Annotated in this window: 35 protein-coding genes; 2 read left to right on the top strand and 33 right to left on the bottom strand. The window is 63.8% G+C overall.

Annotation, left to right across the window (positions count from 1 at the left end):
* Nucleotides 1–24 precede the first annotated feature (24 nt).
* From AC06FE_RS13025 to AC06FE_RS13015, 3 genes are all read right to left on the bottom strand, one after another.
* On the bottom strand, nt 25–648 hold the full coding sequence (locus AC06FE_RS13025; RefSeq protein WP_478073264.1) for an RluA family pseudouridine synthase: 624 nt from the start codon (nt 646–648) through the stop codon (nt 25–27).
* Between the two features lie 100 nt (nt 649–748).
* Nucleotides 749–1,732 (bottom strand): malate dehydrogenase, encoded by a 984-nt coding sequence (locus AC06FE_RS13020; protein WP_478073263.1) that lies wholly within the window; start codon nt 1,730–1,732, stop codon nt 749–751.
* Nucleotides 1,733–1,846: 114 nt separating this feature from the next.
* Entirely contained in the window at nt 1,847–2,341 is a 495-nt protein-coding gene (locus tag AC06FE_RS13015) for a peptidylprolyl isomerase (RefSeq protein WP_132862520.1), read from the bottom strand.
* 220 nt (nt 2,342–2,561) lie between these two features.
* On the opposite strand from AC06FE_RS13015, the gene typA reads away from it, so the two are divergent.
* On the top strand, nt 2,562–4,391 hold the full coding sequence (typA, locus tag AC06FE_RS13010; RefSeq protein ID WP_192286591.1) for a translational GTPase TypA: 1,830 nt from the start codon (nt 2,562–2,564) through the stop codon (nt 4,389–4,391).
* A 5-nt stretch (nt 4,392–4,396) separates the two neighbouring features.
* Complete coding sequence (locus tag AC06FE_RS13005; RefSeq protein WP_132862518.1) at nt 4,397–4,870, top strand: DUF2127 domain-containing protein; 474 nt, start codon at nt 4,397–4,399, stop codon at nt 4,868–4,870.
* Nucleotides 4,871–4,951: 81 nt separating this feature from the next.
* Here the strand turns inward: AC06FE_RS13005 and AC06FE_RS13000 are convergent, their stop codons facing one another.
* The 30 genes from AC06FE_RS13000 to AC06FE_RS12855 form a co-directional block, all read right to left on the bottom strand.
* Nucleotides 4,952–6,325 carry a class II 3-deoxy-7-phosphoheptulonate synthase gene (locus AC06FE_RS13000; protein WP_478073262.1) on the bottom strand — a complete coding sequence of 458 codons (1,374 nt, stop codon included), beginning with the start codon at nt 6,323–6,325 and terminating at the stop codon, nt 4,952–4,954.
* Nucleotides 6,326–6,356: 31 nt separating this feature from the next.
* Entirely contained in the window at nt 6,357–6,872 is a 516-nt protein-coding gene (locus AC06FE_RS12995; RefSeq protein WP_478073261.1) for a disulfide bond formation protein B, read from the bottom strand.
* A gap of 145 nt (nt 6,873–7,017) precedes the next feature.
* Nucleotides 7,018–7,404: a 50S ribosomal protein L17 gene (rplQ, locus tag AC06FE_RS12990; RefSeq protein ID WP_132862515.1), complete on the bottom strand. Its 387-nt coding sequence runs from the start codon at nt 7,402–7,404 to the stop codon at nt 7,018–7,020.
* 196 nt (nt 7,405–7,600) lie between these two features.
* Nucleotides 7,601–8,599, bottom strand: coding sequence for a DNA-directed RNA polymerase subunit alpha (locus AC06FE_RS12985; RefSeq protein WP_132862514.1), 999 nt, complete (start codon nt 8,597–8,599; stop codon nt 7,601–7,603).
* Between the two features lie 54 nt (nt 8,600–8,653).
* Nucleotides 8,654–9,283 carry a 30S ribosomal protein S4 gene (rpsD, locus tag AC06FE_RS12980; protein WP_057633112.1) on the bottom strand — a complete coding sequence of 210 codons (630 nt, stop codon included), beginning with the start codon at nt 9,281–9,283 and terminating at the stop codon, nt 8,654–8,656.
* A 14-nt stretch (nt 9,284–9,297) separates the two neighbouring features.
* The gene (gene rpsK / locus AC06FE_RS12975) at nt 9,298–9,690 is read right to left on the bottom strand and encodes a 30S ribosomal protein S11 (protein WP_054657227.1); all 393 of its coding nucleotides are present in this window, start codon (nt 9,688–9,690) and stop codon (nt 9,298–9,300) included.
* A 13-nt stretch (nt 9,691–9,703) separates the two neighbouring features.
* Nucleotides 9,704–10,060 (bottom strand): 30S ribosomal protein S13, encoded by a 357-nt coding sequence (rpsM, locus tag AC06FE_RS12970; protein WP_054663350.1) that lies wholly within the window; start codon nt 10,058–10,060, stop codon nt 9,704–9,706.
* A gap of 349 nt (nt 10,061–10,409) precedes the next feature.
* Nucleotides 10,410–11,765: a preprotein translocase subunit SecY gene (gene secY, locus AC06FE_RS12965; protein WP_132862513.1), complete on the bottom strand. Its 1,356-nt coding sequence runs from the start codon at nt 11,763–11,765 to the stop codon at nt 10,410–10,412.
* Nucleotides 11,766–11,772: 7 nt separating this feature from the next.
* Nucleotides 11,773–12,216: a 50S ribosomal protein L15 gene (gene rplO / locus AC06FE_RS12960; protein ID WP_132862512.1), complete on the bottom strand. Its 444-nt coding sequence runs from the start codon at nt 12,214–12,216 to the stop codon at nt 11,773–11,775.
* A 6-nt stretch (nt 12,217–12,222) separates the two neighbouring features.
* A complete protein-coding gene (rpmD, locus tag AC06FE_RS12955) occupies nt 12,223–12,414 on the bottom strand; it encodes a 50S ribosomal protein L30 (protein ID WP_005408214.1) in 192 nt (63 codons plus the stop codon).
* A complete protein-coding gene (rpsE, locus tag AC06FE_RS12950; RefSeq protein WP_132862511.1) occupies nt 12,407–12,949 on the bottom strand; it encodes a 30S ribosomal protein S5 in 543 nt (180 codons plus the stop codon). Before rpsE ends, rpmD begins: the two co-directional genes overlap by 8 nt.
* Nucleotides 12,950–13,107: 158 nt before the next feature.
* On the bottom strand, nt 13,108–13,461 hold the full coding sequence (gene rplR / locus AC06FE_RS12945) for a 50S ribosomal protein L18 (protein WP_132862510.1): 354 nt from the start codon (nt 13,459–13,461) through the stop codon (nt 13,108–13,110).
* A gap of 33 nt (nt 13,462–13,494) precedes the next feature.
* Nucleotides 13,495–14,022, bottom strand: coding sequence for a 50S ribosomal protein L6 (gene rplF / locus AC06FE_RS12940; protein ID WP_192286594.1), 528 nt, complete (start codon nt 14,020–14,022; stop codon nt 13,495–13,497).
* Between the two features lie 15 nt (nt 14,023–14,037).
* Nucleotides 14,038–14,436: a 30S ribosomal protein S8 gene (gene rpsH / locus AC06FE_RS12935; protein WP_132862508.1), complete on the bottom strand. Its 399-nt coding sequence runs from the start codon at nt 14,434–14,436 to the stop codon at nt 14,038–14,040.
* 217 nt (nt 14,437–14,653) lie between these two features.
* On the bottom strand, nt 14,654–14,959 hold the full coding sequence (gene rpsN / locus AC06FE_RS12930; RefSeq protein WP_132862507.1) for a 30S ribosomal protein S14: 306 nt from the start codon (nt 14,957–14,959) through the stop codon (nt 14,654–14,656).
* Nucleotides 14,960–14,977: 18 nt separating this feature from the next.
* Entirely contained in the window at nt 14,978–15,520 is a 543-nt protein-coding gene (gene rplE, locus AC06FE_RS12925; protein WP_132862506.1) for a 50S ribosomal protein L5, read from the bottom strand.
* A gap of 11 nt (nt 15,521–15,531) precedes the next feature.
* Nucleotides 15,532–15,849: a 50S ribosomal protein L24 gene (gene rplX / locus AC06FE_RS12920; RefSeq protein ID WP_132862505.1), complete on the bottom strand. Its 318-nt coding sequence runs from the start codon at nt 15,847–15,849 to the stop codon at nt 15,532–15,534.
* Nucleotides 15,850–15,865: 16 nt separating this feature from the next.
* Entirely contained in the window at nt 15,866–16,234 is a 369-nt protein-coding gene (rplN, locus tag AC06FE_RS12915; protein ID WP_019186153.1) for a 50S ribosomal protein L14, read from the bottom strand.
* 13 nt (nt 16,235–16,247) lie between these two features.
* Entirely contained in the window at nt 16,248–16,517 is a 270-nt protein-coding gene (rpsQ, locus tag AC06FE_RS12910) for a 30S ribosomal protein S17 (protein WP_132862504.1), read from the bottom strand.
* An 11-nt stretch (nt 16,518–16,528) separates the two neighbouring features.
* Nucleotides 16,529–16,714, bottom strand: a complete 186-nt coding sequence (gene rpmC / locus AC06FE_RS12905; RefSeq protein ID WP_054657204.1) for a 50S ribosomal protein L29 — start codon at nt 16,712–16,714, stop codon at nt 16,529–16,531.
* The gene (gene rplP / locus AC06FE_RS12900; RefSeq protein WP_057629593.1) at nt 16,714–17,127 is read right to left on the bottom strand and encodes a 50S ribosomal protein L16; all 414 of its coding nucleotides are present in this window, start codon (nt 17,125–17,127) and stop codon (nt 16,714–16,716) included. The genes rpmC and rplP overlap by 1 nt, the downstream gene beginning before the upstream one ends.
* Nucleotides 17,128–17,132: 5 nt before the next feature.
* The gene (gene rpsC / locus AC06FE_RS12895; RefSeq protein WP_132862503.1) at nt 17,133–17,867 is read right to left on the bottom strand and encodes a 30S ribosomal protein S3; all 735 of its coding nucleotides are present in this window, start codon (nt 17,865–17,867) and stop codon (nt 17,133–17,135) included.
* An 18-nt stretch (nt 17,868–17,885) separates the two neighbouring features.
* A complete protein-coding gene (gene rplV, locus AC06FE_RS12890) occupies nt 17,886–18,221 on the bottom strand; it encodes a 50S ribosomal protein L22 (RefSeq protein ID WP_132866034.1) in 336 nt (111 codons plus the stop codon).
* Between the two features lie 12 nt (nt 18,222–18,233).
* The gene (gene rpsS, locus AC06FE_RS12885) at nt 18,234–18,503 is read right to left on the bottom strand and encodes a 30S ribosomal protein S19 (RefSeq protein WP_132862502.1); all 270 of its coding nucleotides are present in this window, start codon (nt 18,501–18,503) and stop codon (nt 18,234–18,236) included.
* A gap of 6 nt (nt 18,504–18,509) precedes the next feature.
* Nucleotides 18,510–19,337 (bottom strand): 50S ribosomal protein L2, encoded by an 828-nt coding sequence (rplB, locus tag AC06FE_RS12880; protein WP_132862501.1) that lies wholly within the window; start codon nt 19,335–19,337, stop codon nt 18,510–18,512.
* 10 nt (nt 19,338–19,347) lie between these two features.
* Nucleotides 19,348–19,647: a 50S ribosomal protein L23 gene (gene rplW / locus AC06FE_RS12875; RefSeq protein WP_132862500.1), complete on the bottom strand. Its 300-nt coding sequence runs from the start codon at nt 19,645–19,647 to the stop codon at nt 19,348–19,350.
* Nucleotides 19,644–20,249, bottom strand: coding sequence for a 50S ribosomal protein L4 (gene rplD / locus AC06FE_RS12870; RefSeq protein WP_054668595.1), 606 nt, complete (start codon nt 20,247–20,249; stop codon nt 19,644–19,646). The genes rplW and rplD overlap by 4 nt, the downstream gene beginning before the upstream one ends.
* A gap of 12 nt (nt 20,250–20,261) precedes the next feature.
* Nucleotides 20,262–20,912, bottom strand: a complete 651-nt coding sequence (gene rplC, locus AC06FE_RS12865) for a 50S ribosomal protein L3 (protein ID WP_132862499.1) — start codon at nt 20,910–20,912, stop codon at nt 20,262–20,264.
* Nucleotides 20,913–20,923: 11 nt separating this feature from the next.
* Nucleotides 20,924–21,235, bottom strand: a complete 312-nt coding sequence (rpsJ, locus tag AC06FE_RS12860) for a 30S ribosomal protein S10 (protein ID WP_010341589.1) — start codon at nt 21,233–21,235, stop codon at nt 20,924–20,926.
* Between the two features lie 384 nt (nt 21,236–21,619).
* Complete coding sequence (locus AC06FE_RS12855; protein WP_478073260.1) at nt 21,620–24,370, bottom strand: M14 family metallopeptidase; 2,751 nt, start codon at nt 24,368–24,370, stop codon at nt 21,620–21,622.
* Nucleotides 24,371–24,655: the final 285 nt, after the last annotated feature.

Genomic DNA, 24,655 nt, shown 5'->3' with positions numbered 1-24,655 from the left:
GTTGGGGTGAGGGTCGCTCCTGCCTCAAAAAGGGCTTTTCGAAACAAACTCCACAACCTGCCCACTCACCGGATGCACGAACTGCAACCGGCACGCATGCAATTGCACCCGCTCGGCCGGCTGCGCCCCGTACATCACGTCACCCACGATCGGGTGGCCCAGGCTGGCCATGTGCAACCGCAGCTGGTGGCTACGCCCGGTCACCGGTTCCAGCTCGACCCGCGTGCGTTGCGCCTCCACATCCCGCGCCAGCACCCGCCAGCGCGTCAACGCCGGCTTGCCGCGCTCGAAGTCCACCATCTGCCTGGGCCGGTTCGGCCAATCACAGATCAAAGGCAACGCGACTTCACCGGCATCCCCTTCGATCACCCCCTGCACCACGGCCTCGTAGCGCTTGCTGACCACGCGCTTTTCGAACTGCGCCGACAACGCCGCCTGCATCACCTTGCCGCGCGCATACAACATCAGCCCCGAGGTCACCTGGTCCAACCGGTGCACCGTCAACGCATCCGGATACAGCACCTGCAGGCGCGACACCAGGCAATCCTGGTTTTCCGGCAGGCGGCCGGGCACGGACAGCAACCCGGCCGGCTTTTCGGCGACCAGCAGGGAGTCGTCAAGGTAATGGAGGATGGTTTCGTCGTTCATGCCGATCAACACAGCGCCTGGCATTGCAATACGCAGTGCCCTACAAAAAAGGGGAAGCCGTAGCTTCCCCCTTTCATTCCATCACGCTGGCGCGCTGCGATCAGAGCAGGTCGGCCACGCCGGCGCGCTCTTCTTCCAGCTCGCCCAGGGTGATGTCGATGTACTTCCTGGAGAAGTCGTCGATCGGCAGGTCCTTGATGATGGTGTACTGGCCGTTCTCGGTGGTCACCGGGAAACCGAACACCACGCCTTCGGGGATGCCGTAGGAGCCGTCGGACGGCACGCCCATGGTCACCCACTTGCCGTTGCTGCCCAGCACCCAGTCATGGACGTGGTCGATGGCGGCATTGGCAGCCGACGCGGCCGAGGACAGGCCTCGGGCGGCGATGATGGCCGCGCCACGCTTGCCGACGGTCGGGATGAAGGTGTTGGCGTTCCATTCCTGGTCGTTGATCAGCTCGGCCACCGAGGCGCCGCCGGTGGTGGCGAAGCGATAGTCCGGGTACATGGTCGGGCTGTGGTTGCCCCACACGGTGAACTTCTCGAAGCTGTCCACGGTCTTGCCGGTCTTGGCGGCCAGCTGGCTCAGGGCACGGTTGTGGTCCAGGCGCAGCATGGCGGTGAAGTTCTTCGGATCCAGGTCCGGGGCCGACTTCATGGCGATGTAGGCATTGGTGTTGGCCGGGTTACCGACCACCAGCACCTTCACGTCACGCTTGGCAACGGCGTTCAGGGCCTTGCCCTGCACGGTGAAGATCTTGGCGTTTTCCAGCAGCAGGTCCTTGCGCTCCATGCCCGGGCCGCGCGGACGCGCGCCGACCAGCAGGGCCACGTCGACGTCCTTGAAGGCCACCAGCGGGTCGGCGGTGGTCACCACGCCGGCCAGCAGCGGGAACGCGCAGTCTTCCAGCTCCATGACCACGCCCTGCAGGGCGGCCTGGGCCTTTTCGTTGTCGATCTCGAGCAGCTGCAGGATGACCGGCTGGTCCTTGCCGAGCATTTCGCCGGAAGCGATGCGGAACAGCAGGGCGTAACCGATATTGCCGGCAGCGCCGGTTACGGCAACACGAACGGGTGCTTTCATGGGGGTTTCCTCTGCTAAGAAGCGTTTTGTGGGGTCAAACCCGGCCGCCGCCGCACGGCGGAAACCGGGCCTCAAGCAAAAACGGCCGCCTGCACGGCGACCGTCGAATCCGGATCAGGCCGAGAGGATCTTGTTCCACTCAGCGACGCGGTCGGCCTTGGCGGCCAGCACGGCGTCGACATCGCCCTCGATGGTGATCTTGTTGATCGCATCACCCTGCTTGACCGCATCGACCACGTCCAGGCCTTCGAGCACCTTGCCGAACACGGTGTGCTTGCCGTCCAGCCAATCGGTCTTGATGTGGGTGATGAAGAACTGGCTGCCATTGGTGTTCGGGCCGGCATTGGCCATGGACAGCACGCCGCGCTCGTGGCGCACGCCGTTGTTGGTCTCGTCCTCGAAGCGGTAGCCCGGGCCGCCGCGGCCGGAGCCTTCCGGGCAGCCGCCCTGGATCATGAAGTCGGCGATCACGCGGTGGAACGCCAGGCCGTCGTAGAAGCCGTGCTTGGCCAGGTTGACGAAGTTGGCGACGGTCAGCGGCGCCTTGTCGGCGAACAGCTCGACCTTGATCGGGCCGCGGGACGTATCGAAGTGGGCGATCAGGGACATGTGGATCCTTGGGAAGTGTGTGTTTCCAGAGCCGCCTAGTTTACACCTCACTTTCCGCCCTCGCCCCCCTGCCCAGCCGCCGCAGGCTGGCCTGGCGGGGCGTCAAGGCTTGCTGAATGGGCCATTCCGCCGGTCACACGGATTTTTCGCGAAACGTCATTGTCGACGTATAATGTTGAACTCATTTCTCCAAATCCGGCGCCGACTGGCCCCCTTTCGCATGTCCATCGAAAATCTTCGCAACATCGCCATCGTCGCCCACGTCGACCATGGCAAGACCACCCTCGTCGACCAGCTGCTCAAGCAGTCCGGCACCCTGTCCGAGCGCACCGTGCTGGCCGAGCGCGTGATGGACAGCAACGACCAGGAAAAGGAACGCGGCATCACCATCCTGGCCAAGAACACGGCCATCAAGTGGAATGGCAACCGCATCAACATCGTCGACACCCCCGGACACGCCGACTTCGGCGGTGAAGTGGAGCGCGTGCTGTCGATGGTCGACTCGGTGCTGATCCTGGTCGACGCGATGGACGGCCCCATGCCGCAGACCCGCTTCGTCACCCAGAAGGCCTTCGCGATGGGCTTCAAGCCGATCGTCGTGGTCAACAAGGTCGACCGCCCGGGCGCCCGTCCGGACTGGGTCATCGACCAGGTGTTCGACCTGTTCGACAAGCTCGGCGCCACCAACGAGCAGCTGGACTTCCCGATCGTCTACGCCTCGGGCCTGAACGGCTACGCCGGCCTGGAAGACACCGTCCGTGACGGCGACATGACCCCGCTGTACGAAGCGATCATGAAGTACGTGCCGGTGCCGGAAGTCGAGGCCGATGGCCCGTTCCAGATGCGCATCAGCCAGCTGGACTACAACAACTTCGTCGGCGTGATCGGCATCGGCCGCATCCAGCGCGGCAAGGTCAGGAAGAACCAGCCGGTCATCGTGATCGACCGTGAAGGCAAGAAGCGCCAGGGCAAGGTCCTGCAGGTACTGGGCTTCATGGGCCTGGAGCGCATCGAGGTCGAGGAAGCCCAGGCCGGCGACATCATCGCCATCTCCGGCATCCAGGAGCTGACCATCTCCGACACCGTCTGCGCCCTGGACAACCCCGAAGCGCTGCCGGCCCTGACCGTCGACGAGCCGACCATCTCGATGACCTTCCAGGTCAACAACTCGCCGTTCGCCGGCAACAAGGACCTGTCCGGCGGCAAGTTCCTGACCAGCCGCCAGCTCAAGGAGCGCCTGGAGCGCGAGACCGTGCACAACGTGGCACTGAAGGTCGAGCAGCTCGAAGATGCCGACAAGTTCCTGGTCTCCGGCCGTGGCGAACTGCACCTGTCGGTGCTGATCGAAACCATGCGTCGTGAAGGCTACGAGCTGGCCGTCTCGCGCCCGGAAGTGATCATCAAGGAAATCGACGGCCAGATGATGGAGCCGATCGAGCAGCTGGTGGTGGACATCGAAGAGCAGCACCAGGGCGGCGTGATGGAGAAGCTCGGCACCCGCAAGGCGCTGCTGGAGAACATGGAACCGGACGGCAAGGGCCGCGTGCGCCTGGACTTCAAGATCCCGGCGCGTGGCCTGATCGGCTTCCAGAACGAGTTCAAGACCCTGACCCAGGGTTCGGGCCTGCTGTTCCACGTGTTCGACCACTACGGCCCGAAGGAACAGGGCGCCATCGCCAAGCGCCTGAACGGCGTGATGATCGCCAATGCCCCGGGTGCCACCCCGGCCTACTCGCTGGGCCCGCTGCAGGAACGCGGCAAGCTGTTCGCCGCTGAAGGCGACAACGTGTACGAAGGCCAGCTGATCGGCATCCACTCCAAGGACAACGATCTGACCGTCAACGCGATCAAGACCAAGCCGCTGACCAACATGCGCGCTTCGGGCAAGGACGACGCGATCCAGCTGACCCCGGCCATCAAGTTCTCGCTGGAACAGGCCCTGGACTTCATCGATGACGACGAACTGGTCGAAATCACCCCGAAGGAAATCCGCCTGCGCAAGAAGCACCTGACCGAGAGCGACCGCAAGAAGGCCTCGCGCGCGGGCTGATCCACTTGGCCGGCAACACGCCCTACAACCCGGATCCGCATGCGCATCCGGGTCTGGCAGCCATCGCGCTGCTGGAAGCGGGAAAGGCCGTCCTGGCCTTTCTCGCCGCCGCTGGCCTGGAAATCTCCGGGCCGGCGCCGCTGCGTACCATCATCAATGCGCTGATCCTGCGCATCGGCGGCGATCCCGAGCAGGGCTCGTTCTCCTCGCTGCTGAACCTGATCACCCCCGACACCGTGCACCTGGGCGCCGCCGCTCTGGTCGGCTATGGCCTGCTACGCGTGCTCGAGGCCTGGGGCCTGTGGCGCGCCAAGGCCTGGGCTTCCTGGCTGGGCTGCATCTCCGCCGCCCTGTACCTGCCACTGGACGTGTACGCCATCATCAAGCACCCCGGCTGGGCCTCCTGGCTGCTGCTGGCGGTCAACGTCCTCGTGGTCTGGGTCCTGGCCCGCGATATCGGCAAGCGCCGCAAGCACTGAGCCGCGCCTGGTCGTGCCGAGTCATGCCCGGCACGGGCCTTCCCCGCAAAGCGTCAGCGGAGCATGGCTCCGCTCCACGCTTCAGCGAACGCCCTGCTTGCGCACGATCGCCATCGCGATCTCCAGCGACTGCTCGTAGTTCAAGCGCGGATCAACACTGGAACGATAGGCACGCTCCAGGTCACGCTCGGTCAGCTCCCGCGCGCCGCCGGTGCACTCGGTGACGTCCTCCCCGGTCAGCTCCAGATGCACGCCGCCCAGGCGCGTACCGGCCGCGGCATGCAGATCGAACGACAGCTCGACCTCGTTGCGGATGTTGTCGAAGCGGCGCGTCTTGAAGCCATTGCTGGTGCTCTCGGTATTGCCATGCATCGCATCGCACACCCACAGCACCCGCCGGCCGTCGCGCTTCACCGCGTCCAGCAAGGGCGGCAGCTTCTCGGCGATCTGCGTCGCGCCCATGCGGTGGATGAAGCTCAGTCGGCCCGGCTCATCTTCCGGGTTGAGCACGTCGATCAGGCGCAGCAGCTGGTCCGGCTGCACCGACGGCCCCACCTTGATCGCGATCGGGTTGCGAACGCCGCGCAGGTACTCCACGTGTGCACCGTCCAGCGCGGCGGTACGCATGCCGATCCACGGGTAATGCGTGCTGAGGTTGAACCAGCCGGTCTGGCGCGGCACCTGTCGGGTCAACGCCTGCTCGTAGGGCAACAACAGCGCCTCGTGCGAGGTGTAGAAATCCACCCGGTTGAGGTTGTGCACCTGCGCGCCGGAGAGCGTCTCCATGAAGCGCACCGCATCGCCGATCGAGGCCACCATCTCCTGGTACTCCCCGGCCAGCGGCGAGCAGCGCATCCACGCCAGGTTCCAGTACTCGGGGTGGTGCAGGTCGGCGAAGCCTCCATCGATCAACGCCCGCACGAAATTCATCGTCAGCGCCGAGCGCGAGTGCGCGGTGATCATCCGCTGCGGGTCCGGCACGCGCGCGGCCTCGGTGAACGCCGGTGCATTGATCACGTCACCGCGATAGCTCGGCAGGGTCACGCCATCGCGTGTCTCGGTATCGGCAGAACGCGGCTTGGCGTACTGGCCGGCGAAGCGTCCGACCCGGATCACCGGCTTGCGCAGGCCATGCACCAGCACCAGGCTCATCTGCAGCAGCACCTTGAGCCGGTTGGAGATGGTGCCCGACCCGCAGTCGGCGAAGTTCTCGGCGCAATCGCCCCCCTGCAACAGGAAGCGCTTGCCCTCCTGCGCCTCGGCCAACTGCTGCTTGAGCGCGAAAATCTCCCAGGAGGTTACCAGCGGCGGCAGTTGCCGCAACTCGGCCAGCGCCGATTCCAGCGCCGCCGCATCAGGATAGGTCGGCATCTGCAACGCCGGCCGGCCACGCCAGCTGTCGGGCGCCCAGGTCGAATCGATGGCGGCCACGGGCTGGGAGGGGGACAAACTCATGGGGATTACCGTTTCAGTACGTGGGAAATAGTCAGAACAGGCGCGTCTTGCGCGCGCGGAAGCCTGCATACAGGGCACCCAGGCCCAGCAGCACGAACCACACCATGCTCCACATCGGCATGCTCATGCCCAGGAACGTCCAGTCGATGTTGCCGCAGTCACCGGTACCGGTCAGCACGGTGCGGAACACCTCGAACGGCCCCATGGTCTCGGCCAGGAAACTCAACGGCGGGCCACAACTGCTGCCCAGGTCCTTCGGCAACAACTGCACGTAGACGTGGCGCCCGGCGATGCCCATGCCGACGGCCGCGGCGAGGAACACCAGCACGCCATAGAACGCGCGCCCGCCGCGACTGGCCGGCCCGTGCAGGGCGCCGAGCAGGAACAGTACGCCCACCGCCGCAAAGGCGATCCGCTGATAGATGCAGAGCGGACACGGCTCCAGGCCCATCTTGATCTGCATGAAGATCGCGAACGCCAACAGCCCGGCGCAGACCAGGAAACCGGTCAGGCACTGGGCCCGAAAACTCCACCGCAAAGGATTCATCACATCAACCCGTTTCAACCATCCGGCAAGAGTACCAGCCCGGCCGCAGTGCAACAGCACCTGCGGCCATGACGACTTCCCATAAGCAGAAAGCCCGGCCAAGGCCGGGCTTCTGTTTCATCCCTTGCAGGATGGAAGGTCGCGATTACTCGGCGACTTCTTCGGCAACGGCGGCCGGACGGTCGACCAGCTCGACATAGGCCATCGGAGCGTTGTCGCCGGCACGGAAGCCGCACTTCAGCAGGCGCAGGTAGCCCCCCGGACGGGTGGCGTAGCGCGGGCCCAGGATGGTGAACAGGTTGCCGACGGCTTCCTTGTCACGCAGGCGGGCGAAGGCCAGGCGGCGGTTGGCGACGGAGTCGACCTTGGCCAGGGTGATCAGCGGCTCGGCAACGCGGCGCAGTTCCTTGGCCTTCGGCAGGGTGGTCTTGATCAGCTCGTGCTTGAACAGCGAGGCGGCCATGTTCTTGAACATCGCTTCGCGGTGGGCGCTGGTGCGGCTGAACTTACGGCCAGACTTCTGGTGACGCATGGGACAGATTCCTTAGATTGAATGATGAGACGTTGGACTTCGTTGTCGCCGTCGTGGCGTTGCTGCATGGACTGCGGATGGCCCTGGCCGCCCTATCCTTGGACGACCGGCGCAGCGGCCTTGTCAGCCGTCAGCGCGGGTACTGCCTACAACATTCCCCCGCATGGTCACCCATGCGGGGGAACAGATGCTGCTATCAACCAAGCATGCCGTGAGCGGCGACACCGGCCGGCGGCCAGTTCTCCAGCTTCATGCCAAGCGACAGACCACGCTGGGCCAGCACTTCCTTGATTTCGGTCAACGACTTCTTGCCCAGGTTCGGGGTCTTGAGCAGTTCCACTTCGGTCTTCTGGATCAGATCACCGATGTAGTAGATGCTCTCGGCCTTCAGGCAGTTGGCCGAACGCACGGTCAGCTCCAGGTCGTCGATCGGGCGCAGCAGCACCGGATCCACGCCGTTGTTGGCCGGCTTGGCCGCACCGCGATCGCGGTGGGTGAAGTCACCGAACACCGACAGCTGATCGCTGAGGATGTCGGCCGCGGTGCGGACGGCTTCCTCGGCATCGATCGTGCCGTTGGTTTCGATATCGATGACCAGCTTGTCCAGGTCGGTACGCTGCTCGACGCGGGCCGCTTCCACCGAATAGGCGACGCGACGGACCGGCGAGAACGAAGCGTCCAGCACCAGACGACCGATCGCACGCGACTCTTCGTCCGGACGGCGGCGCGAGGCAGCCGGCTGGTAGCCGAAGCCACGCTCGATCTTCAGACGCATGTTGATCGCCGCGTCCTTGGTCAGGTGGCAGATCACGTGGTCGCCGTTGATCACTTCGACGTTATGGTCAACCTTGATGTCGGCAGCGGTCACGATGCCCGGGCCCTGCTTGGACAGGGAGAGCGTGGCGCTGTCGCCGGAATGCATGCGAATGGCCACGTCCTTCAGGTTCAGCAGGACTTCGAGCACGTCCTCCTGCAGGCCTTCCAGCGTGGTGTACTCGTGAAGCACGCCGTCGATCTCGACTTCGGTAATGGCGAAGCCCGGGATGGACGACAGCAGCACGCGACGCAGGGCGTTGCCCAGCGTATGCCCGTAACCACGCTCCAACGGTTCGATCACGACCTTGGCGCGGGTCTCGGTAAGGCGTTCGATCTGCGGACCGCGAGGACGCAGAACCTGGTTTGCGGTAACCGTCATGTTGCGGGTTCTCCTGCGAACCTCCGGTGCAACCCGGAGGTTCTCCATTGTGAATTACTTCGAATACAACTCGACGATCAGCGCTTCGTTGATATCCGCAGGCAGGTCGGCGCGATCCGGAACGGCCTTGAACACGCCGCTGAACTTCTTCGAATCGACTTCGACCCACGACGGGCTGAGGTCGTGCTGTTCAGCGACAACCAGGGCTTCCTGGACGCGCAGCTGCTTGGCAGCCTTCTCGGACAGGGCGATCGCGTCGCCAGCCTTGACCTGGTACGAAGCCAGGTTCACCGACTTGCCGTTGACCGTGACGCCGCGGTGCGAGACCAGCTGACGGGCAGCCGGACGGGTCACAGCGAAGCCCATGCGGTAGACGACGTTGTCCAGACGGGTTTCCAGCAACTGCAGCAGGTTCTCGCCGGTGTTGCCCTTCTTGGTCGAGGCCTTCTTGTAGTAGTTGCGGAACTGACGCTCCAGCAGACCGTAGATACGCTTGACCTTCTGCTTTTCACGCAGCTGGGTGGCGTAGTCGGACAGCTTGCCCTTGCGGGCGGTCGCGCCGTGCTGGCCGGGCTTCTGCTCCAGCTTGCACTTGGAGTCCAACGCGCGGGCCGGGCTCTTCAGGGAGAGGTCGGCGCCTTCGCGGCGGGCGAGCTTACAGGTAGGACCGATATAACGAGCCATTTCTTATCGCTCCTTTAGACGCGACGCTTCTTCGGCGGACGGCACCCGTTGTGCGGGATAGGCGTCACGTCGATGATGTTGGTGATCTTGTAGCCGACGTTGTTCAACGAACGCACGGCCGACTCACGGCCCGGACCCGGACCCTTGATGCGGACTTCCAGCGACTTCAGGCCGTAGTCCAGCGCAGCCTTGCCAGCCTTTTCGGCGGCAACCTGGGCAGCGAACGGAGTCGACTTACGCGAGCCACGGAAACCGGCGCCACCGGAGGTCGCCCAGGACAGTGCATTGCCCTGGCGGTCGGTGATGGTCACGATGGTGTTGTTGAACGAAGCGTGGACGTGGGCAACGCCGTCGGTGACGACGCGCTTGATCTTCTTCTTGGTCTTAGCAGCAGCGGGCTTAGCCATTTTCTAGGGTCCCTTACTTCTTCAGAGCCTTGCGCGGACCCTTGCGGGTGCGAGCATTGGTCTTGGTGCGCTGGCCGCGCAGCGGCAGGCCGCGACGGTGACGCAGACCGCGGTAGCAGCCCAGGTCCATCAGACGCTTGATTGCGATGCCGACTTCACGACGCAGGTCGCCTTCGACGATGTACTTGCCCACTTCAAGGCGCAGACGGTCGATTTCCGGCTCCGACAGGTCGCGGATCTTGGTGGTCGAAGTAACGCCTGCGGCTTCGCAGACCTTCTTCGAGCGGGTACGGCCGATGCCGTAAATGCTTTGCAACCCGACCCAGACATGCTTCTGGGCTGGCAGGTTGACGCCTGCAATACGCGCCATGACGCGGTTCTCCAGCTGAGTGATGGCCGAATACGCACCGACAGGCGCGCCAATCCGGCAGGATGGATCAAAAAAGTGAACTAGCGATACTAACAAGGCCTTGGTTTGCTTGGAAGCCCGTGGAACACAAGGTTCCATGGACCCGGCATGGGGAGTGTGCCCATGCTCCGGCGCCGGATGTGCCTGGCAGGAAGGTTGCCCTTCAAGCCGCCCGCGCTACTCCCGCGCGGAACAACCACATCGCACCCCCACCCAAGACCGCTGCGGGGACCGCCCTTCTGTCTGGAAGGCCTGCCCCGGGTACCGGGGCGGCCTTGACCGCTATGAAGCGGAAAGTATACCGGGTGAATCAGCCGCGTGCAAAACCGCCGCGGTTGCCGCCCTTCAGGTTGGCCTTCTTCAACAGGCTCTCGTACTGGTGCGACATCAGGTGGGCCTGGATCTGGGCGATGAAGTCCATCACCACGACCACCACGATCAGCAGCGAGGTGCCGCCGAAGTAGAACGAGGCATTGAGCTGCGTGCGCATGATTTCCGGCAGCAGGCAGACAATGACTAGGTACAGCGAGCCGGCGGCCGTCAGGCGGGTCAGCACGGCGTCGATGTACTCGGCCGTGGCCTTGCCCGGACGGATACCCGGGATCAGCGCACCCGACTTCTTGAGGTTGTCGGCGGTTTCCTGCGAGTTGAACACCAGCGCGGTGTAGAAGAACGCGAAACCGGTGATCAGCGCGGCGAACACGATCATGTGCAGCGGCTCGCCCGGACCCAGCGCGTTGGCGACCTTCTGCAGCCAGGTCGCGGAGCTGGCCTGGCCGGACCACATCGCCAGGGTGGCCGGGAAGGCCAGGATGCTGGAGGCGAAGATGGCCGGGATCACGCCCGCCATGTTCAGCTTCAGCGGCAGGAACGAGGTCTGGTTCATGTACGCATTACGGCCACCCTGACGGCGGGCGTAATTGACGGTGATGCGGCGCTGGCCGCGCTCGACGAACACCACGAAATAAGTGAAGGCCAGCACCACCAGGGCGATGATCAACAGCGAAATGAAGCTCATGCTGCCGTCGCGGAACGCTTCCACGGTGTGGATCACGGCGGCCGGCAGGCCTGCCACGATGCCGGCGAAGATGATCAGCGACACACCGTTGCCGATGCCACGCTCGGTGACCTGCTCGCCCACCCACATCAGGAACATGGTGCCTGCGGTCAGCGCCACGATGGCGGTGAACACGAAGGCCAAGCCCGGGGCGTACACCACCGGGGCACCGCCCGGCGACAGCTGGTTCTGCAGCGCCAGCGCGATACTGCCGCCCTGCACCACCGCCAGCAGCACCGCGCCGATGCGCGAATACTGGGTGATCTTGCGACGACCGGACTCACCTTCCTTCTGCATCGCCTTGAGCGCGGGGAAGATGTGGACGGCCAGCTGCATCACGATCGATGCCGAGATGTACGGCATGACGTTCAGCGCGAAAATGCTGAAACGGTGCAGGGCGCCGCCCGAGAACATGTTGAACATGTCCACGATACCGCCGCCCTGCGCCTGCATCAGCGCAAGCATGGCATCGGGATTGACGCCCGGCACCGGCACGTAGCAGCCGATGCGATAGACGAGCAATGCCCCGAGTACGAACAGAAGACGCTGGCGAAGTTCCGTGAACTTGCCCATCCCGCCCGCGAGGTTACCGATGCCAGCTTGCGCCATGTTCCAGTTACTCCTGTACGCTGCCGCCGGCAGCTTCGATCGCAGCCTTGGCGCCGGCGGTAGCCGCAACACCCTTCAGGGTGAACGCCTTGGTCAGCTCGCCCTTCAGGACGACCTTGGCCTTCTTGGCAGTGGACGGGACCAGCTTGGCTGCACGCAGTGCCGCGAAGTCGATCTCACCCGCTTCCAGACGGTCCAGGTGGTAGGACAGCACTTCAGCGGTGTCCTTGGCCATCTTGGAACGGAAGCCAATCTTCGGCAGACGGCGCTGCATCGGGGTCTGGCCGCCTTCGAAGCCAGCCTTGATCTTGCCGCCACCCTTGCGGGCGAACGAACCCTTGTGGCCGCGGCCGGCAGTCTTGCCCAGGCCCGAGCCGATACCGCGACCGACGCGGGTACGCTCGGTGCGGGCGCCCGGTGCCGGGCTCAGTTCATTGAGACGCAGAGTCATGGTCGATTACTCCTCAACCTGGACGAGGTACTGAACCTTGTTGATCAGGCCGCGAACCTGCGGGCTGTCCTTCAGTTCACGCACATCGTTGAGCTTGTTCAGGCCCAGGGCACGCACCGACAGGCGGTGACGCGACTGGGTTCCACGCAGGCCGCGCACCAGGCGCACCTTCACGGTCTTGTTGGACTCATTAGCCATGGTTGAGTTCCTCCACCTTCTTGCCGCGCTTGGCCGCGATGCGAGCCGGCGACTGCGCAGCAGCCAGGCCCTTCACGGTGGCACGCACCAGGTTGATCGGGTTACGCGAACCGGTGGCCTTGGCCAGCACGTTCTTCACGCCAACGGCTTCCAGCACGGCGCGCATGGCACCGCCGGCGATCACGCCGGTACCTTCGGAGGCCGGCTGCATGAACACGCGGGCTGCGCCGTGACCATCCTTGATGGTGTGCCACAGGGTGCCGTTGTTCAGGTCAACGTTGACCAGGTTCTTGCGCGCCTGCTCCATCGACTTCTGGATGGCGACCGGCACTTCGCGGGCCTTGCCATAACCAAAACCGACCTTGCCTTCGCCGTCGCCGACCACGGTCAGGGCGGTGAAGGTGAACTGGCGACCGCCCTTGACGGTCTTGCTGACGCGGTTGACCGCGACCAGCTTCTCGATCATGCCGTCGTCGACTTTCTCTTCGCGGTTACGGTCGCGATCGCGACCCCGCTGCTGACGTTCTTCTGCCATGTTGATTCCTTGATTGGTTGGGTATGTACGGCTCGGGGCCGCTTATGGTTGTGGTTTACAGCGGTGTTTCACCGGCAACTGCAGAAGAGTTGCCGGTGCCCGGTACGACCTGTACCGGCAGGCAGACGGAAAGGGGCACACGGCCCCTTCCCTATTCCTTAGAACTGCAGGCCGCCTTCGCGGGCAGCTTCGGCCAGAGCCTTGATGCGGCCGTGGTAGCGGTAGCCCGAGCGGTCGAAAGCGACCTTCTCGATACCGGCAGCCTTGGCGCGCTCGGCGATGATCTTGCCGACCTTGGCAGCAGCGTCGCAGTTCTTGCCGTTCTTCAGGCCTTCCTTGACGTCGGCCTGGGCGGTGTTGGCCGAAGCCAGCACCTTGGAGCCGTCGGCAGTGAAGATCTGCGCGTACAGGTGCTGGCCGGTACGCAGCACCGACAGGCGAGCAACGCCCAGGGTACGGATGTGCGAACGGGTCGACTTGGCGCGACGCAGACGGGCGATGTTCTTGTTCATGTTCTTTATCCTCGAAAGCTGAAAACCTAGGAATTAGGCCTTCTTGGCTTCCTTGCGAATGATGACTTCACCGGCGTACTTCACACCCTTGCCCTTGTAGGGCTCCGGCGGACGGTAACCGCGGATCTTGGCAGCGACTTCACCGACGACCTGCTTGTCGGCGCCCTGCACGACGATTTCCGTCTGCGTCGGGGTCGACAGGGTGATGCCTTCCGGCGCCACGAACACGACAGGATGCGAGAAACCCAGCGACAGGTTCAGGTCCTTGCCCTGCATGGCAGCGCGGTAACCCACGCCGACCAGCTCGAGCTTGCGCTCGAAACCTTCGGACACGCCCTGGACCATGTTGGCCAGAATGGCGCGCACGGTGCCGGTCAGGGCATCAAAGGAGATGTCCTTCGGGTTCAGGGTGACAACGCCGTTGTCGATGGAGATTTCAACGCCGGCGGCCTTGTTCAGCGACAGGGTGCCCTTCGGGCCCTTCACGCTGACGGATTCCGGCTGGATGTTCAGTTCAACGCCCTTGGGCAGGTTGATCGGCTTCTTGGCTACGCGGGACATAGTGGACTCCTTCCCTTAAGCCACAAAGCACAGGACTTCGCCGCCGACGCCCTGCTGGCGCGCCTGCGCATCAGTCATGATGCCCTTGGAGGTGGAAATGATGGCGATGCCCAGGCCGTTGAGGACCTTCGGCAGCTCGGACTTGCCACGGTACTGGCGCAGACCCGAACGCGAGAAGCGCTTCAGGGTAGCGATGACCGGCTTGCCCTCGAAGTACTTCAGGACGATTTCGAGCTCGGCCTTGTTGTTTTCCAGCTTGTTGACGCGCAGGTCGGCGATGTAACCCTCGTCCTTCAGGACCTGGGCAATTGCCACCTTGATCTTGGACGACGGGGCTTTCACCGTCTGCTTGCCAACCGCGGCCGCATTCTTGATGCGGACCAGCAGGTCGGCGATGGGATCAGTCATGCTCATGTAGATACCTTTGAGTGCACCGATATCCGCTTTCGCGAAAATCTCGTGTTTTCCTGGGATGGGCCAGGGCCCTTAACGCACCGGCCAGCCCATTTCGGGCAGGCAAGAAGCGGGATTATACGACAAAAAGTCCGACTTGCGTCGGACTCTTTGAATTACCGTCAGGTTGCCCTTCCGGTGACCTGGCCGGGCCTTGCGGCCCGGACCGGGTTGTTGCTTACCAGCTGGCCTTGCGCAGGCCCGGCACGTCGCCGCGCATGGTGGCTTCGCGCAGCTTGTTGCGGCCCAGGCCGAACTTGCTGTACACGCCACGCGGACGGCCCGACAACTCGCAACGGTTGCGCTGGCGGCTCGGCGACGAATCGCGCGGCAGCTTGGACAGCTTGGTTGCGGCTTCGATCTTCTCTTCGTAGGTCGCGTCAACGGAGGACACGATCTTCTTCAGAGCTGCACGCTTGTCGGCGTACTTCTTGGCCAGCTTTTCCCGCTTGATGTCGCGGTTGACCATGGAGGTCTTTGCCATTTCGGTATCCTCGACGAATCAGTTACGGAACGGGAACTTGAACGCTGCCAGCAGCGCCTTGGCTTCCGCGTCGGTCTTGGCGGTGGTCGTGATGGCGATATCCATACCGCGGATCGCGTCGACGGCGTCGAAGTCGATTTCCGGGAAGATGATCTGCTCCTTCACGCCCATGTTGTAGTTGCCACGACCGTCGAACGAACGACCCGACACGCCGCGGAAGTCACGCACGCGCGGCAGCGAGATGTTGATCAGGCGGTCCAGGAACTCGAACATGGTGTCACGACGCAGCGTGACCTTGCAGCCGATCGGCCAACCATCACGGATCTTGAACGAAGCCACCGAGACGCGCGACTTGGTGACCACCGGCTTCTGGCCGGTGATCTTGGTCATGTCGGCAACGGCGTTCTCAAGAACCTTCTTGTTGGTCGCAGCTTCGCCCACACCCATGTTCAGGGTGATCTTGACCAGGCGCGGCACTTCCATCGGATTGGTGTAGCCGAACTGCTTGGTCAGCGCCGGCACCACTTCTTCCTTGTAAAACTTTTCGAGACGGGAATTCATCAATTCATTCCTCAGGCGTCGAGCGCCTCACCGCTGGAGCGGAACACACGCAGTTTGCGTCCATCCTCCAGCACCTTGAAGCCAACGCGCTCGCCCTTGCCCGTTGCCGGGTTCAGGACATTGACGTTGGAGATATGGATCGAAGCTTCACGCTCGACCACGCCGCCGGCAACGCCTGCCTGCGGGTTCGGCTTGGTGTGGCGCTTGACGATGTTCACGTTGGCGACGACCACGCGGTCGCCGTCGACGCGGACGACTTCGCCCTGCTTGCCCTTGTCCTTGCCGGTGTTGACGACGACCTGGTCGCCCTTCTTGATACGGTTAGCCATGATTATCTCCTGGCGCTCACAGAACTTCGGGAGCGAGCGAGACGATCTTCATGAACTTCTCCGAACGAAGTTCACGGGTCACCGGCCCAAAGATGCGGGTGCCGATCGGCTCTTGCTTGTTGTTGAGCAGGACCGCGGCGTTGCCGTCGAAGCGGATCAGCGAGCCGTCGGCGCGACGCACACCCTTGCGGGTACGCACCACGACGGCGTCATACACTTCACCCTTCTTGACCTTGCCGCGCGGAATTGCGTCCTTCACGGTGACCTTGATGATGTCGCCGATGTGGGCATAACGGCGCTTGGAACCACCCAGCACCTTGATGCACATCAGTTCCTTGGCACCGGAGTTGTCCGCGGCGTCGAGGTAGCTCTGCATCTGGATCATGATTCAGATCTCCTTATTCAGCCGCACGCGTGATGACTTCCACCACGCGCCAGTTCTTGGTCTTGGACATCGGAGCAATCTCGGTCACGCGCACGATATCGCCTTCGTTGCAGGCGTTCTCGGCGTCGTGTGCGTGCAGCTTGGTCGAACGCTTGATGTACTTGCCGTACAGGGCGTGCTTGACCTGGCGCTCCACCAACACGGTGACCGTCTTGTCCATCTTGTTGCTGACGACACGGCCTTCGACCGTGCGCAGCGTCTTGCTTGCGTTATTTTCGCTCATAGCAGCCATCCTTACTTCGTGCTGCCGATCAGGTGCTTGACGCGAGCAATCTCGCGGCGCACCCGGCGGGTTTCATGGGTCTTCGGCAGCTGGCCGGTGACCTGCTGCATGCGGAGCGAGAACTGCTCCTTACGCAGGTCGGTCAGGTGGGCCTTGAGTTCGTCAGCCGACTTCTCGCGGAGTTGTTTGATGTCCATCAGCGCACCGTCCGGGTCACGAAAGTGGTGGTCACCGAGAGCTTGGCAGCGGCCAGGCGGAACGCCTCGCGTGCCACTTCCTCGGTAACGCCCTCGACTTCATAAATCATGCGGCCGGGCTGGATCTGGGCGACCCAGTATTCCACGCCACCCTTACCGGCACCCATTCGGACTTCGATGGGCTTCTTGGTGATGGGCTTGTCGGGGAACACGCGGATCCACATCTTGCCGCCGCGCTTGACGTAGCGGCTGATCGAGCGGCGAGCCGCTTCGATCTGACGCGCGGTCAGCTGACCGTGAGCGGTTGCCTTCAGGCCGTACTCGCCAAAGCTGACGGCATTCGCGCTCCAGCTCAGGCCGTCATTACGGCCCTTGAACATCTTGCGGTATTTGGTTCGCTTGGGTTGCAACATTGCCGTTACCTCGCTTCACGAGCCGGGCGCGACGGACGGTCGCCACGGTCGCCGCGATCGTTACGATCGTTGCGCGGGCTGTCGTCCTGCTTTTCCTGGCCAACCTGGGAGAAATCAAAGACTTCGCCCTTGTAGATCCAGACCTTGATGCCGATGATGCCGTAGGTGGTGCTGGCTTCAGCGAAACCGTAGTCGATGTCAGCGCGCAGGGTGTGCAGCGGCACGCGGCCTTCGCGGTACCACTCCGAACGGGCGATTTCGGCGCCGTTCAAGCGGCCAGCCACGTTGACCTTGATGCCCAGGGCACCCAGGCGCATCGCGTTGCCGACCGAACGCTTCATCGCGCGGCGGAACATGATGCGACGCTCCAGCTGCTGCGCGATCGACTCGGCAACCAGCTGTGCATCCAACTCAGGCTTGCGAACTTCGGTGACGTTGATGTGCGCCGGGACGCCCATCATCTCGCTCACTTCCTTACGCAGCTTTTCGATGTCCTCACCGCGCTTGCCGATCACCACGCCCGGGCGGGCGGTGTGGATCGTCACGCGTGCGGTCTTGGCCGGACGCTCGATCAGGATCTTCGAGATGCCGGCCTGAGCCAGCTTCTTGCGCAGCATTTCGCGCACTTTCAGGTCGGCTGCCAGGTAACCAGCGAACTCGGCCTTGTTGGCGTACCACTTGGAGTTCCAGTCCTTGGAAATACCGAGGCGGATACCAACCGGATGAACTTTATGACCCATGGTCTTTATCCTTTCCGCTTACTTGCCGGCGCCCACAACCACAGTGATGTGGCTGGTGCGCTTGAGGATGCGGGTACCGCGGCCTTTCGCCCGCGCCATGAAACGCTTCAGGGTGGGACCTTCATCAACCATGATGGTCTTGACCTTCAGCTCGTCGACGTCAGCGCCCTGGTTGTTTTCGGCATTTGCGATAGCCGACTCCACCACCTTCTTGATCAGGTGGGCAGCCTTCTTGTCCGAAAACTTCAGCAGGTTGACCGCACGCTCGGCCGGAAGGCCACGGACCTGGTCAGCGACCAGACGTGCCTTCTGCGGGGAGATGCGCGCGGTGCGCAGGATTGCTTTCGCTTCCATTGTCATCTCTCCTTACTTGCCCGACTTCTTGTCAGCGCCGTGACCCTTGAAGGTCCGGGTGACAGCGAATTCGCCGAGCTTGTGACCGACCATGTTCTCGTTGACGAGAACCGGGACGTGGTTCTTGCCGTTGTGCACGGCAATCGTGAATCCAACCATTTCCGGCAGGATCATGGAGCGGCGCGACCAGGTCTTGATCGGCTTCTTGCTGCCCGCAGCGGCCTCCACCTTCTTGACGAGGTGGTGATCGACGAACGGGCCCTTCTTGAGTGAACGTGCCATGGTCGATTAGCCCCTACGATCGCGGACGATGAACTGCTGAGTGCGCTTGTTATGGCGCGTCTTGTAACCCTTGGTCGGGACACCCCACGGGGTGACCGGATGCGGGTTACCCTGGCCGGCCTTGGCCTCACCACCACCGTGCGGGTGGTCAACCGGGTTCATGGCCGCACCGCGGACGGTCGGCTTGACACCGCGCCAACGCTTGGCACCGGCCTTACCCAGCTTCTCGAGGTTGTGCTCGTCGTTGCCGACTTCACCAATGGTGGCGCGGCATTCGACCGGCACCTTGCGCATTTCACCCGAGCGCAGGCGCAGGGTGGCGTAGATGCCTTCACGAGCAACCAGCTGCACGCCTGCACCAGCGGCACGGGCGATCTGGGCGCCCTTGCCCGGCTTCAGCTCGATCCCGTGGACGGTGGTACCGACCGGGATGTTGCGCAGCGGCAGGGTGTTGCCGGTCTTGATCGGGGCGTGAGCGCCCGAGATGACCTGGTCACCCGCCTTGAGGCCCTTCGGGGCGATGATGTAGCGACGCTCGCCGTCGACGTAGCACAGCAGGGCGATGTGGGCAGTGCGGTTCGGATCGTATTCGATACGTTCCACGCGTGCCGGAATGCCTTCCTTGTTGCGCTTGAAGTCGATCAGACGGTAGTGCTGCTTGTGACCACCGCCCACGTGACGGGTGGTGATGCGACCGTGGTGGTTACGACCACCGGACTTGCTCTGCGGCTCCAGCAACGCTGCGTGCGGTGCGCCCTTGTGCAGATCGGGCGTGACCACGCGCACGGCCGAACGACGGCCTGCGGAGGTGGGCTTGAATTTCATCAATGGCATGGGATGTACCTCAGGCCTTGGCCGTTACATCGATGGACTGGCCATCGGCCAGACGCACGTACGCCTTGCGCCAATCGCCGCGACGGCCAGCGCGGTTACGGAAGGACTTGTTCTTGCCCTTGACGTTGACCACGTTGACGGCCTCGACCTTGACGTCGAACAGCTGCTCAACCGCGGCCTTTACATCGGCCTTGGTGGCTTCGTTCGAGATCTCGAAGACATACTGGTTGGAGAGTTCCTGCAGGCGCGCGGTCTTTTCGGAGACTCGCGGAGCGCGCAGCACGCTGAAGATTTTTTCGTTGCTGCTCATGCCAGCCACTCCTCGACCTTCTTGACCGCGTCAGCGGTGATGACGACCGTGTCGGCACCGACCAGAGCGACCGGATCCAGGCCCTGGACGTCACGCACCTGCACGTAGGGCAGATTGCGGGCCGACAGGTACAGATGCTCGGAAGCCTCTTCGGTGACGATCAGCGGACGCTTGCCCACTTCCAGGCCAGCCAGCTTGCCGATCAGACCCTTGGTGCTGGTCGCTTCCACGTCGAAGGACTCGACGATGGTCAGGCGGCCCTGGCGGTTCAGCTCGGACAGGATGGCGCACATGGCGGCGCGATACTGCTTGCGGTTGACCTTCTGCTCGAAGCTGCGCGGCTTGGCCGCGAAGGTGACACCACCGCCGACGAAGATCGGAGCGGTCAGGGCACCGTGACGTGCGCCACCACCCTTCTGCTTCTTCGACTTCTTGGTGGTACCAGCCACTTCAGAGCGCGTCTTCTGTGCCTTGGTGCCGGCGCGAGCGGCGTTGCGGTAAGCAACGACGACCTGGTGAACCAGATCTTCGCTGAAATCGCGGCCGAACACGGCTTCGGAGACCGAGACCTTGTTGTTGCTACCCGTGATAACGAGTTCCATCGTCATCTCTCCTTATGCCTTGCTCGCCGGACGCACGATCACGTCACCACCGGCTGCGCCAGGCACGGCGCCGCGGATGGCAATCAGACCACGCTCGACGTCGACCTTGACCACTTCCAGGTTCTGCGTGCTCTGCTGCACAGCACCCATGTGGCCGGACATCTTCTTGCCCGGGAAAACGCGACCCGGGGTCTGGCGCTGACCCAGCGAACCCGGCGCGCGATGCGACAGCGAGTTACCGTGGGTTGCATCGCCCATACGGAAGTTGTGGCGCTTGATGGTGCCCTGGAAGCCCTTACCCTTGGTGACGCCCTGGACGTCAACCGTCTGGCCGACTTCAAAGATGTCTGCCTTGATTTCGCCGCCGACGGTGAAATCACCGACCTGGGCGTCTTCAACGCGGAATTCCCACAGGCCGCGGCCCGCTTCCACCTTCGCCTTGGCGAAGTGGCCGGCTTCCGGCTTGTTGACCAGCGCAGCGCGACGGGCGCCGACGGTCACCTGCACGGCGCTGTAGCCGTCGGTTTCGACGGTCTTGATCTGCGCGATGCGGTTCGGGGTGGCTTCAATCAGGGTCACCGGGATGGAGCGACCATCTTCGGTGAAAACGCGGCTCATGCCGGCCTTGCGGCCCACGAAGCCCAACGAATACTTCTTCGTCATGGTCGTAGTCCTCAGGTCAGCTTGATCTGCACGTCGACGCCGGCAGCCAGTTCGAGCTTCATCAGCGCGTCCACGGTCTTGTCGTTGGGGTCGACGATGTCGAGCACGCGCTTGTGCGTGCGGGTCTCGTACTGGTCACGCGCGTCCTTGTCGACGTGCGGGGAGACGAGAATGGTGTAACGCTCGATCTTGGTCGGCAGGGGGATCGGGCCACGCACTTGCGCGCCGGTCCGCTTTGCCGTTTCAACGATCTCGCTGGCCGAACGGTCGATCAAGCGATGATCGAACGCCTTCAACCGAATCCGGATCTTTTGGTCCGCCATGACGGTGTTCCTATAGGTCTAAAGAGCGACGGGACTGGCCTCTGTGTGTACCAGCCCCCATGAAAACGACGGTCGGCGCCAAAGCACCTCCCGCCAACGAGAATCCCTTCAAAACAGCAAGGCGGCCCGGTTACCCGGCCCGCCCCAGACATCTTCAAACGCACAGAAAACACCCCGTATTACCGGAGTGCCCCATGCGACCTGTCCTTGTCTGGCGAATACGAGGTACGTCCTGTGCCTCATTTCGCTGGTTGCGAGGGCCATGAAAACCATGACCTTCGCGAGTGGTCGTGCATTCTGTCAGTATTTTCCGGCACTTGCAAGTCAAGCCCCGGCGACGTCACCAACGCTTCAGGTTCGGTCCAGCCAGGCGAGCCCCGCCCCCTATTCGTGCGCAGCGGTCCCGGTGGCGCCAGCCTGCAGCAGGCTGTTGAACAGCAGCTTGAACGAGGCATGGGTCTGGGCCCGGAAGGTGATGTCGGTCCCGAAGAACGTCAACCGCCCTGCCCCCATCCCGGCTTCGGCCGCCAGCACGCCGCCCTGCAGGTGTTCCTGGCCCCAGGCCCAACCGCTGCGCAGCGGCCTGGGGCCGTCGAAGCGCAGCAGCGGCTGGATGTCGGCGCGGCCGGCGGGCAGATCCAGCACCGGCGCATTATCCCAGCGACCGTCGGAGAAATACACATCCAGCCGTGCCGGCAGCCCCCAATTCAGCGGCTGCGCCTTGTCCACCGCCACCTCCAGCACACTGCCGGGGATGTAGTACTCCCGCTGGCTCAATGGCTTGAGTTGGCCGGCAGCATCGGGCTTGCGCAGATGGCTGGCCACCGGCAACCCCAGCTGCAACGCCAGGCCACTGGAAGAACCGGTCGCGACCACGTGGCCGCCCTGCCCCATGAACTGGCGCAGCGCCGCCACCGCAGGCTCACCCTGCAGTTCGCCCAGCATGGAGCGATACTCCGCAGGGATGGTCGCCGGATCCGGCGAAGCCGGCGTACGCCCGGCCTTGCCCTCGATGGCCAGCTCGGCCGGCAGCGGCAACGCGCCACTGGGCAGCAGCAGGACGTCGAAGCGCTGGCGCAGGTCCCCGGCCAGGATCTGCTGCGGGTAGACCACTTCGTAGTCGAAGCCGAAGTTCTCCAGCACCAGCCGCGTCCAGCCGGACACCATCGAACCGCCATAGCGGTCCCACAGCGCGATCCGCGGCGCGCGCAGCGGCGCTTCAGCCACCACACCGGCAGGCGCGACGGCGGCGGCCACACCCGTCCCCTGCAGGGCCACCGCCAGTGCGTCAGCCTCGACCCCGGCAACCAGGAAGGCGCCATCGCGCGACGGCACCCGGCTGACCCGGGCCCCGGCCTTCAGCAGGCGATTGACCGCAATGAACGCATTGTTGACCCGCGCATCCAGCAACCAACCGCGGGACGACGCCGGCACCGGCACATCGGCCGGCGCCTGCAACTGGCCGACGGGCAGCGCCGCGAACGGACCCTCGAAGGCCTCCAGCACCCGGTCGAAGGCCACGCCCATCTGGAAGGCCAGGGTCCAGCCCGCCGAATCGTACGGAGCGATCGGCGGCCCGCCTTCATACTCGAAGTCGTGCGGGTGGTCCTGTGGCTCGAACATGTCACGCACATGGGCACGGAACGCCTGGTCGGCACGCACCACGAACGAACCGGCCGGATACGACTTGCCGGCCACCACGAATGCACGCGATGCGCGCTGCACCTCCACGCCGGCCAGCTGCAGCGCGTTGACGAAGGCCAGCGCGGTGGGCAGGTCGGCCTGGTTGGCCGGAATGATGTAGCCACGGGCATCACGCTGGTCCGGGCGCTGCAGCCACTGCGCCACCTGCCGCGGCCCCAGCCCGTCCTGCGGCGCGTCCGTTGCAGCGGCCTTGGCCTGCGCAGCCGCTTCGGCCAACCGCGTCGGGCTGGCGGTCCAGGTGTCGGTGCTGCCGCGCGCGATGGCATTGCGCCCCATCCAGTAGATGTTCCACAGCAGCTGTTCGCGGTGACGCGAGGCGTAGTCCAGCAACGCCCAGTTCGCGGTCAGGCTGTAATCGATGGATTGGCGGAAATGCCAGGTCTGCGCCGCCACCGGCGCCGGCAGGTTGCTGTCCGGCAATTGCCGCTCCGGCAGATAAGGGATCTGCATCGGCGTCGGATTGCCGACAATCTCGGTCAGCACGCCCAGCATGTTGTGGAAGTACGGCATGGTGCGCAGCCCGCCGTTCCACCAGGTCGAGTACACACTGCCACCCTTGGACACCGCGCCAGGCTTGTTCTCCTGCAGGTAGCGCAGGTTCATCGCCGAACCCAGCGCCTCGAGCCCCACCGGGATCATCGGGTCGATGTTGTAGTTGTACGGGTCGCGATACGGCGGTATCACGATCACCGTTCCCTTCGGCGCGGCCTGGTGGTGGTTGTAGACGATCTGCGGGTACCACCGCGTGTACATGGCCAGGTTCATGTTGCGCGTTTCCTGCAGCGCCGCCATGTAGAAGTCACGGTTGTTATCGTGCCCGGCGTACTTCTGGTAGAGCCGCTGCGGCTTGTCCAGCACCCGCTTGGCCGGCACCGGCTCGCGCATGTACCAGTCCGAATACAGCTCCTGGCCGTCGGGGTTGGCATGCACCAGCAGCACGATGGTGTCATCGAGGATGCGGCGGGTCTCGGCATCATCACGACTGGCCAGCTGCCACACCGTCTCGATCAGCTGGTGCGGCCCGACCGTCTCGTTGGCATGCAGGCCGCCGTCGATCCAGACCACCGCCTTGCCCTGCTCGGCCAACGCACGCGCAGCCTGCGCGTCGTCACGCGCCCGCGCCAGCCGCTCGGAGATGCCGCGGTATTCCTCCAACCGTGCAAGATTGGCCGGCGAAGAGGCGATCAGCATCAACTGCGGACGCCCTTCGGAACTCTTGCCCAGCTCCACCAGGCGGAACCGGTCCGAGCTGGCCGCCACCTTGCGAAAGTACGCCTCTGTCTGCGTGTAGTTGGCCAGCATGTAGTCGTCGCCGATGTCGAAACCGAAGTGTGACTTCGGTGATGGCACGGCCGCCTGCAGCGTACCCACGCCCGCCAGCGCCAGCCCGGCCACCAGCAGTGAACGCCGCAGCGTCTCGAAAAAGCCCATCCCAGTTCCTCCCTAGCAATCATCGGACAGTACCACCGGCGTGTCCGGATGATCCGCTGCCCTGTCAGAGAGAAAGAGGAACAAAGGCGCCGCTTCCGCCATTCGCACGCCCAAGGCGGAGCAACCGGCGCGATGTCCGCCCACTCATCCAGGATCCCACAGCACCCCTCGACATGCCGATGCCGGGCTCACCTCCCCGCCTGCGCATGCGGCCCTGGACGAAAAAAAGGGCGACCCGAGGGCCGCCCTTCTCTCAACACCTGCTTCCGGAAGGAAGCGTGGCGC

This window comes from Stenotrophomonas sp. Steno-C18 (assembly GCF_056393195.1).
This window is presented reverse-complemented; position numbering and strand designations above follow the sequence as displayed.

Bases quoted from the DNA above. Each gene is read 5' to 3' on its own strand.
- rpsQ (WP_132862504.1), bottom strand. From the start codon at position 16,517: ATGAGCGAAAATAACGCAAGCAAGACGCTGCGCACGGTCGAAGGCCGT.
- secY (WP_132862513.1), bottom strand. From the start codon at position 11,765: ATGGCGCAAGCTGGCATCGGTAACCTCGCGGGCGGGATGGGCAAGTTC.
- typA (WP_192286591.1), top strand. From the start codon at position 2,562: ATGTCCATCGAAAATCTTCGCAACATCGCCATCGTCGCCCACGTCGAC.
- rplP (WP_057629593.1), bottom strand. From the start codon at position 17,127: ATGTTGCAACCCAAGCGAACCAAATACCGCAAGATGTTCAAGGGCCGT.
- rpsD (WP_057633112.1), bottom strand. From the start codon at position 9,283: ATGGCTCGTTATATCGGTCCTACCTGTAAGCTCGCCCGCCGCGAAGGC.
- rplE (WP_132862506.1), bottom strand. From the start codon at position 15,520: ATGAATTCCCGTCTCGAAAAGTTTTACAAGGAAGAAGTGGTGCCGGCG.
- AC06FE_RS12985 (WP_132862514.1), bottom strand. From the start codon at position 8,599: ATGACGGTTACCGCAAACCAGGTTCTGCGTCCTCGCGGTCCGCAGATC.
- rplO (WP_132862512.1), bottom strand. From the start codon at position 12,216: ATGACTCTGCGTCTCAATGAACTGAGCCCGGCACCGGGCGCCCGCACC.
- rpmD (WP_005408214.1), bottom strand. From the start codon at position 12,414: ATGGCTAATGAGTCCAACAAGACCGTGAAGGTGCGCCTGGTGCGCGGC.
- AC06FE_RS13000 (WP_478073262.1), bottom strand. From the start codon at position 6,325: ATGAGTTTGTCCCCCTCCCAGCCCGTGGCCGCCATCGATTCGACCTGG.
- rpsN (WP_132862507.1), bottom strand. From the start codon at position 14,959: ATGGCAAAGACCTCCATGGTCAACCGCGACATCAAGCGGGAAAAGCTG.
- rplC (WP_132862499.1), bottom strand. From the start codon at position 20,912: ATGACGAAGAAGTATTCGTTGGGCTTCGTGGGCCGCAAGGCCGGCATG.
- AC06FE_RS13020 (WP_478073263.1), bottom strand. From the start codon at position 1,732: ATGAAAGCACCCGTTCGTGTTGCCGTAACCGGCGCTGCCGGCAATATC.
- rplV (WP_132866034.1), bottom strand. From the start codon at position 18,221: ATGGAAGCGAAAGCAATCCTGCGCACCGCGCGCATCTCCCCGCAGAAG.
- rplN (WP_019186153.1), bottom strand. From the start codon at position 16,234: ATGATCCAGATGCAGAGCTACCTCGACGCCGCGGACAACTCCGGTGCC.
- rplD (WP_054668595.1), bottom strand. From the start codon at position 20,249: ATGGAACTCGTTATCACGGGTAGCAACAACAAGGTCTCGGTCTCCGAA.
- AC06FE_RS13015 (WP_132862520.1), bottom strand. From the start codon at position 2,341: ATGTCCCTGATCGCCCACTTCGATACGTCCCGCGGCCCGATCAAGGTC.
- AC06FE_RS12855 (WP_478073260.1), bottom strand. From the start codon at position 24,370: ATGGGCTTTTTCGAGACGCTGCGGCGTTCACTGCTGGTGGCCGGGCTG.
- rpsE (WP_132862511.1), bottom strand. From the start codon at position 12,949: ATGGCAGAAGAACGTCAGCAGCGGGGTCGCGATCGCGACCGTAACCGC.
- AC06FE_RS12995 (WP_478073261.1), bottom strand. From the start codon at position 6,872: ATGAATCCTTTGCGGTGGAGTTTTCGGGCCCAGTGCCTGACCGGTTTC.
- rpsH (WP_132862508.1), bottom strand. From the start codon at position 14,436: ATGAGCATGACTGATCCCATCGCCGACCTGCTGGTCCGCATCAAGAAT.
- rplB (WP_132862501.1), bottom strand. From the start codon at position 19,337: ATGCCATTGATGAAATTCAAGCCCACCTCCGCAGGCCGTCGTTCGGCC.
- rpsC (WP_132862503.1), bottom strand. From the start codon at position 17,867: ATGGGTCATAAAGTTCATCCGGTTGGTATCCGCCTCGGTATTTCCAAG.
- rpsK (WP_054657227.1), bottom strand. From the start codon at position 9,690: ATGGCTAAGCCCGCTGCTGCTAAGACCAAGAAGAAGATCAAGCGCGTC.
- rpsM (WP_054663350.1), bottom strand. From the start codon at position 10,060: ATGGCGCGTATTGCAGGCGTCAACCTGCCAGCCCAGAAGCATGTCTGG.
- rpsJ (WP_010341589.1), bottom strand. From the start codon at position 21,235: ATGGCGGACCAAAAGATCCGGATTCGGTTGAAGGCGTTCGATCATCGC.
- rplW (WP_132862500.1), bottom strand. From the start codon at position 19,647: ATGAGCAGCAACGAAAAAATCTTCAGCGTGCTGCGCGCTCCGCGAGTC.
- rplQ (WP_132862515.1), bottom strand. From the start codon at position 7,404: ATGCGTCACCAGAAGTCTGGCCGTAAGTTCAGCCGCACCAGCGCCCAC.
- rpmC (WP_054657204.1), bottom strand. From the start codon at position 16,714: ATGGACATCAAACAACTCCGCGAGAAGTCGGCTGACGAACTCAAGGCC.
- rplF (WP_192286594.1), bottom strand. From the start codon at position 14,022: ATGTCCCGCGTAGCCAAGAAGCCGATCAACCTGCCCAAGGGCGTTGAA.
- rplX (WP_132862505.1), bottom strand. From the start codon at position 15,849: ATGGCTAACCGTATCAAGAAGGGCGACCAGGTCGTCGTCAACACCGGC.
- rpsS (WP_132862502.1), bottom strand. From the start codon at position 18,503: ATGGCACGTTCACTCAAGAAGGGCCCGTTCGTCGATCACCACCTCGTC.
- AC06FE_RS13025 (WP_478073264.1), bottom strand. From the start codon at position 648: ATGAACGACGAAACCATCCTCCATTACCTTGACGACTCCCTGCTGGTC.
- rplR (WP_132862510.1), bottom strand. From the start codon at position 13,461: ATGAACAAGAACATCGCCCGTCTGCGTCGCGCCAAGTCGACCCGTTCG.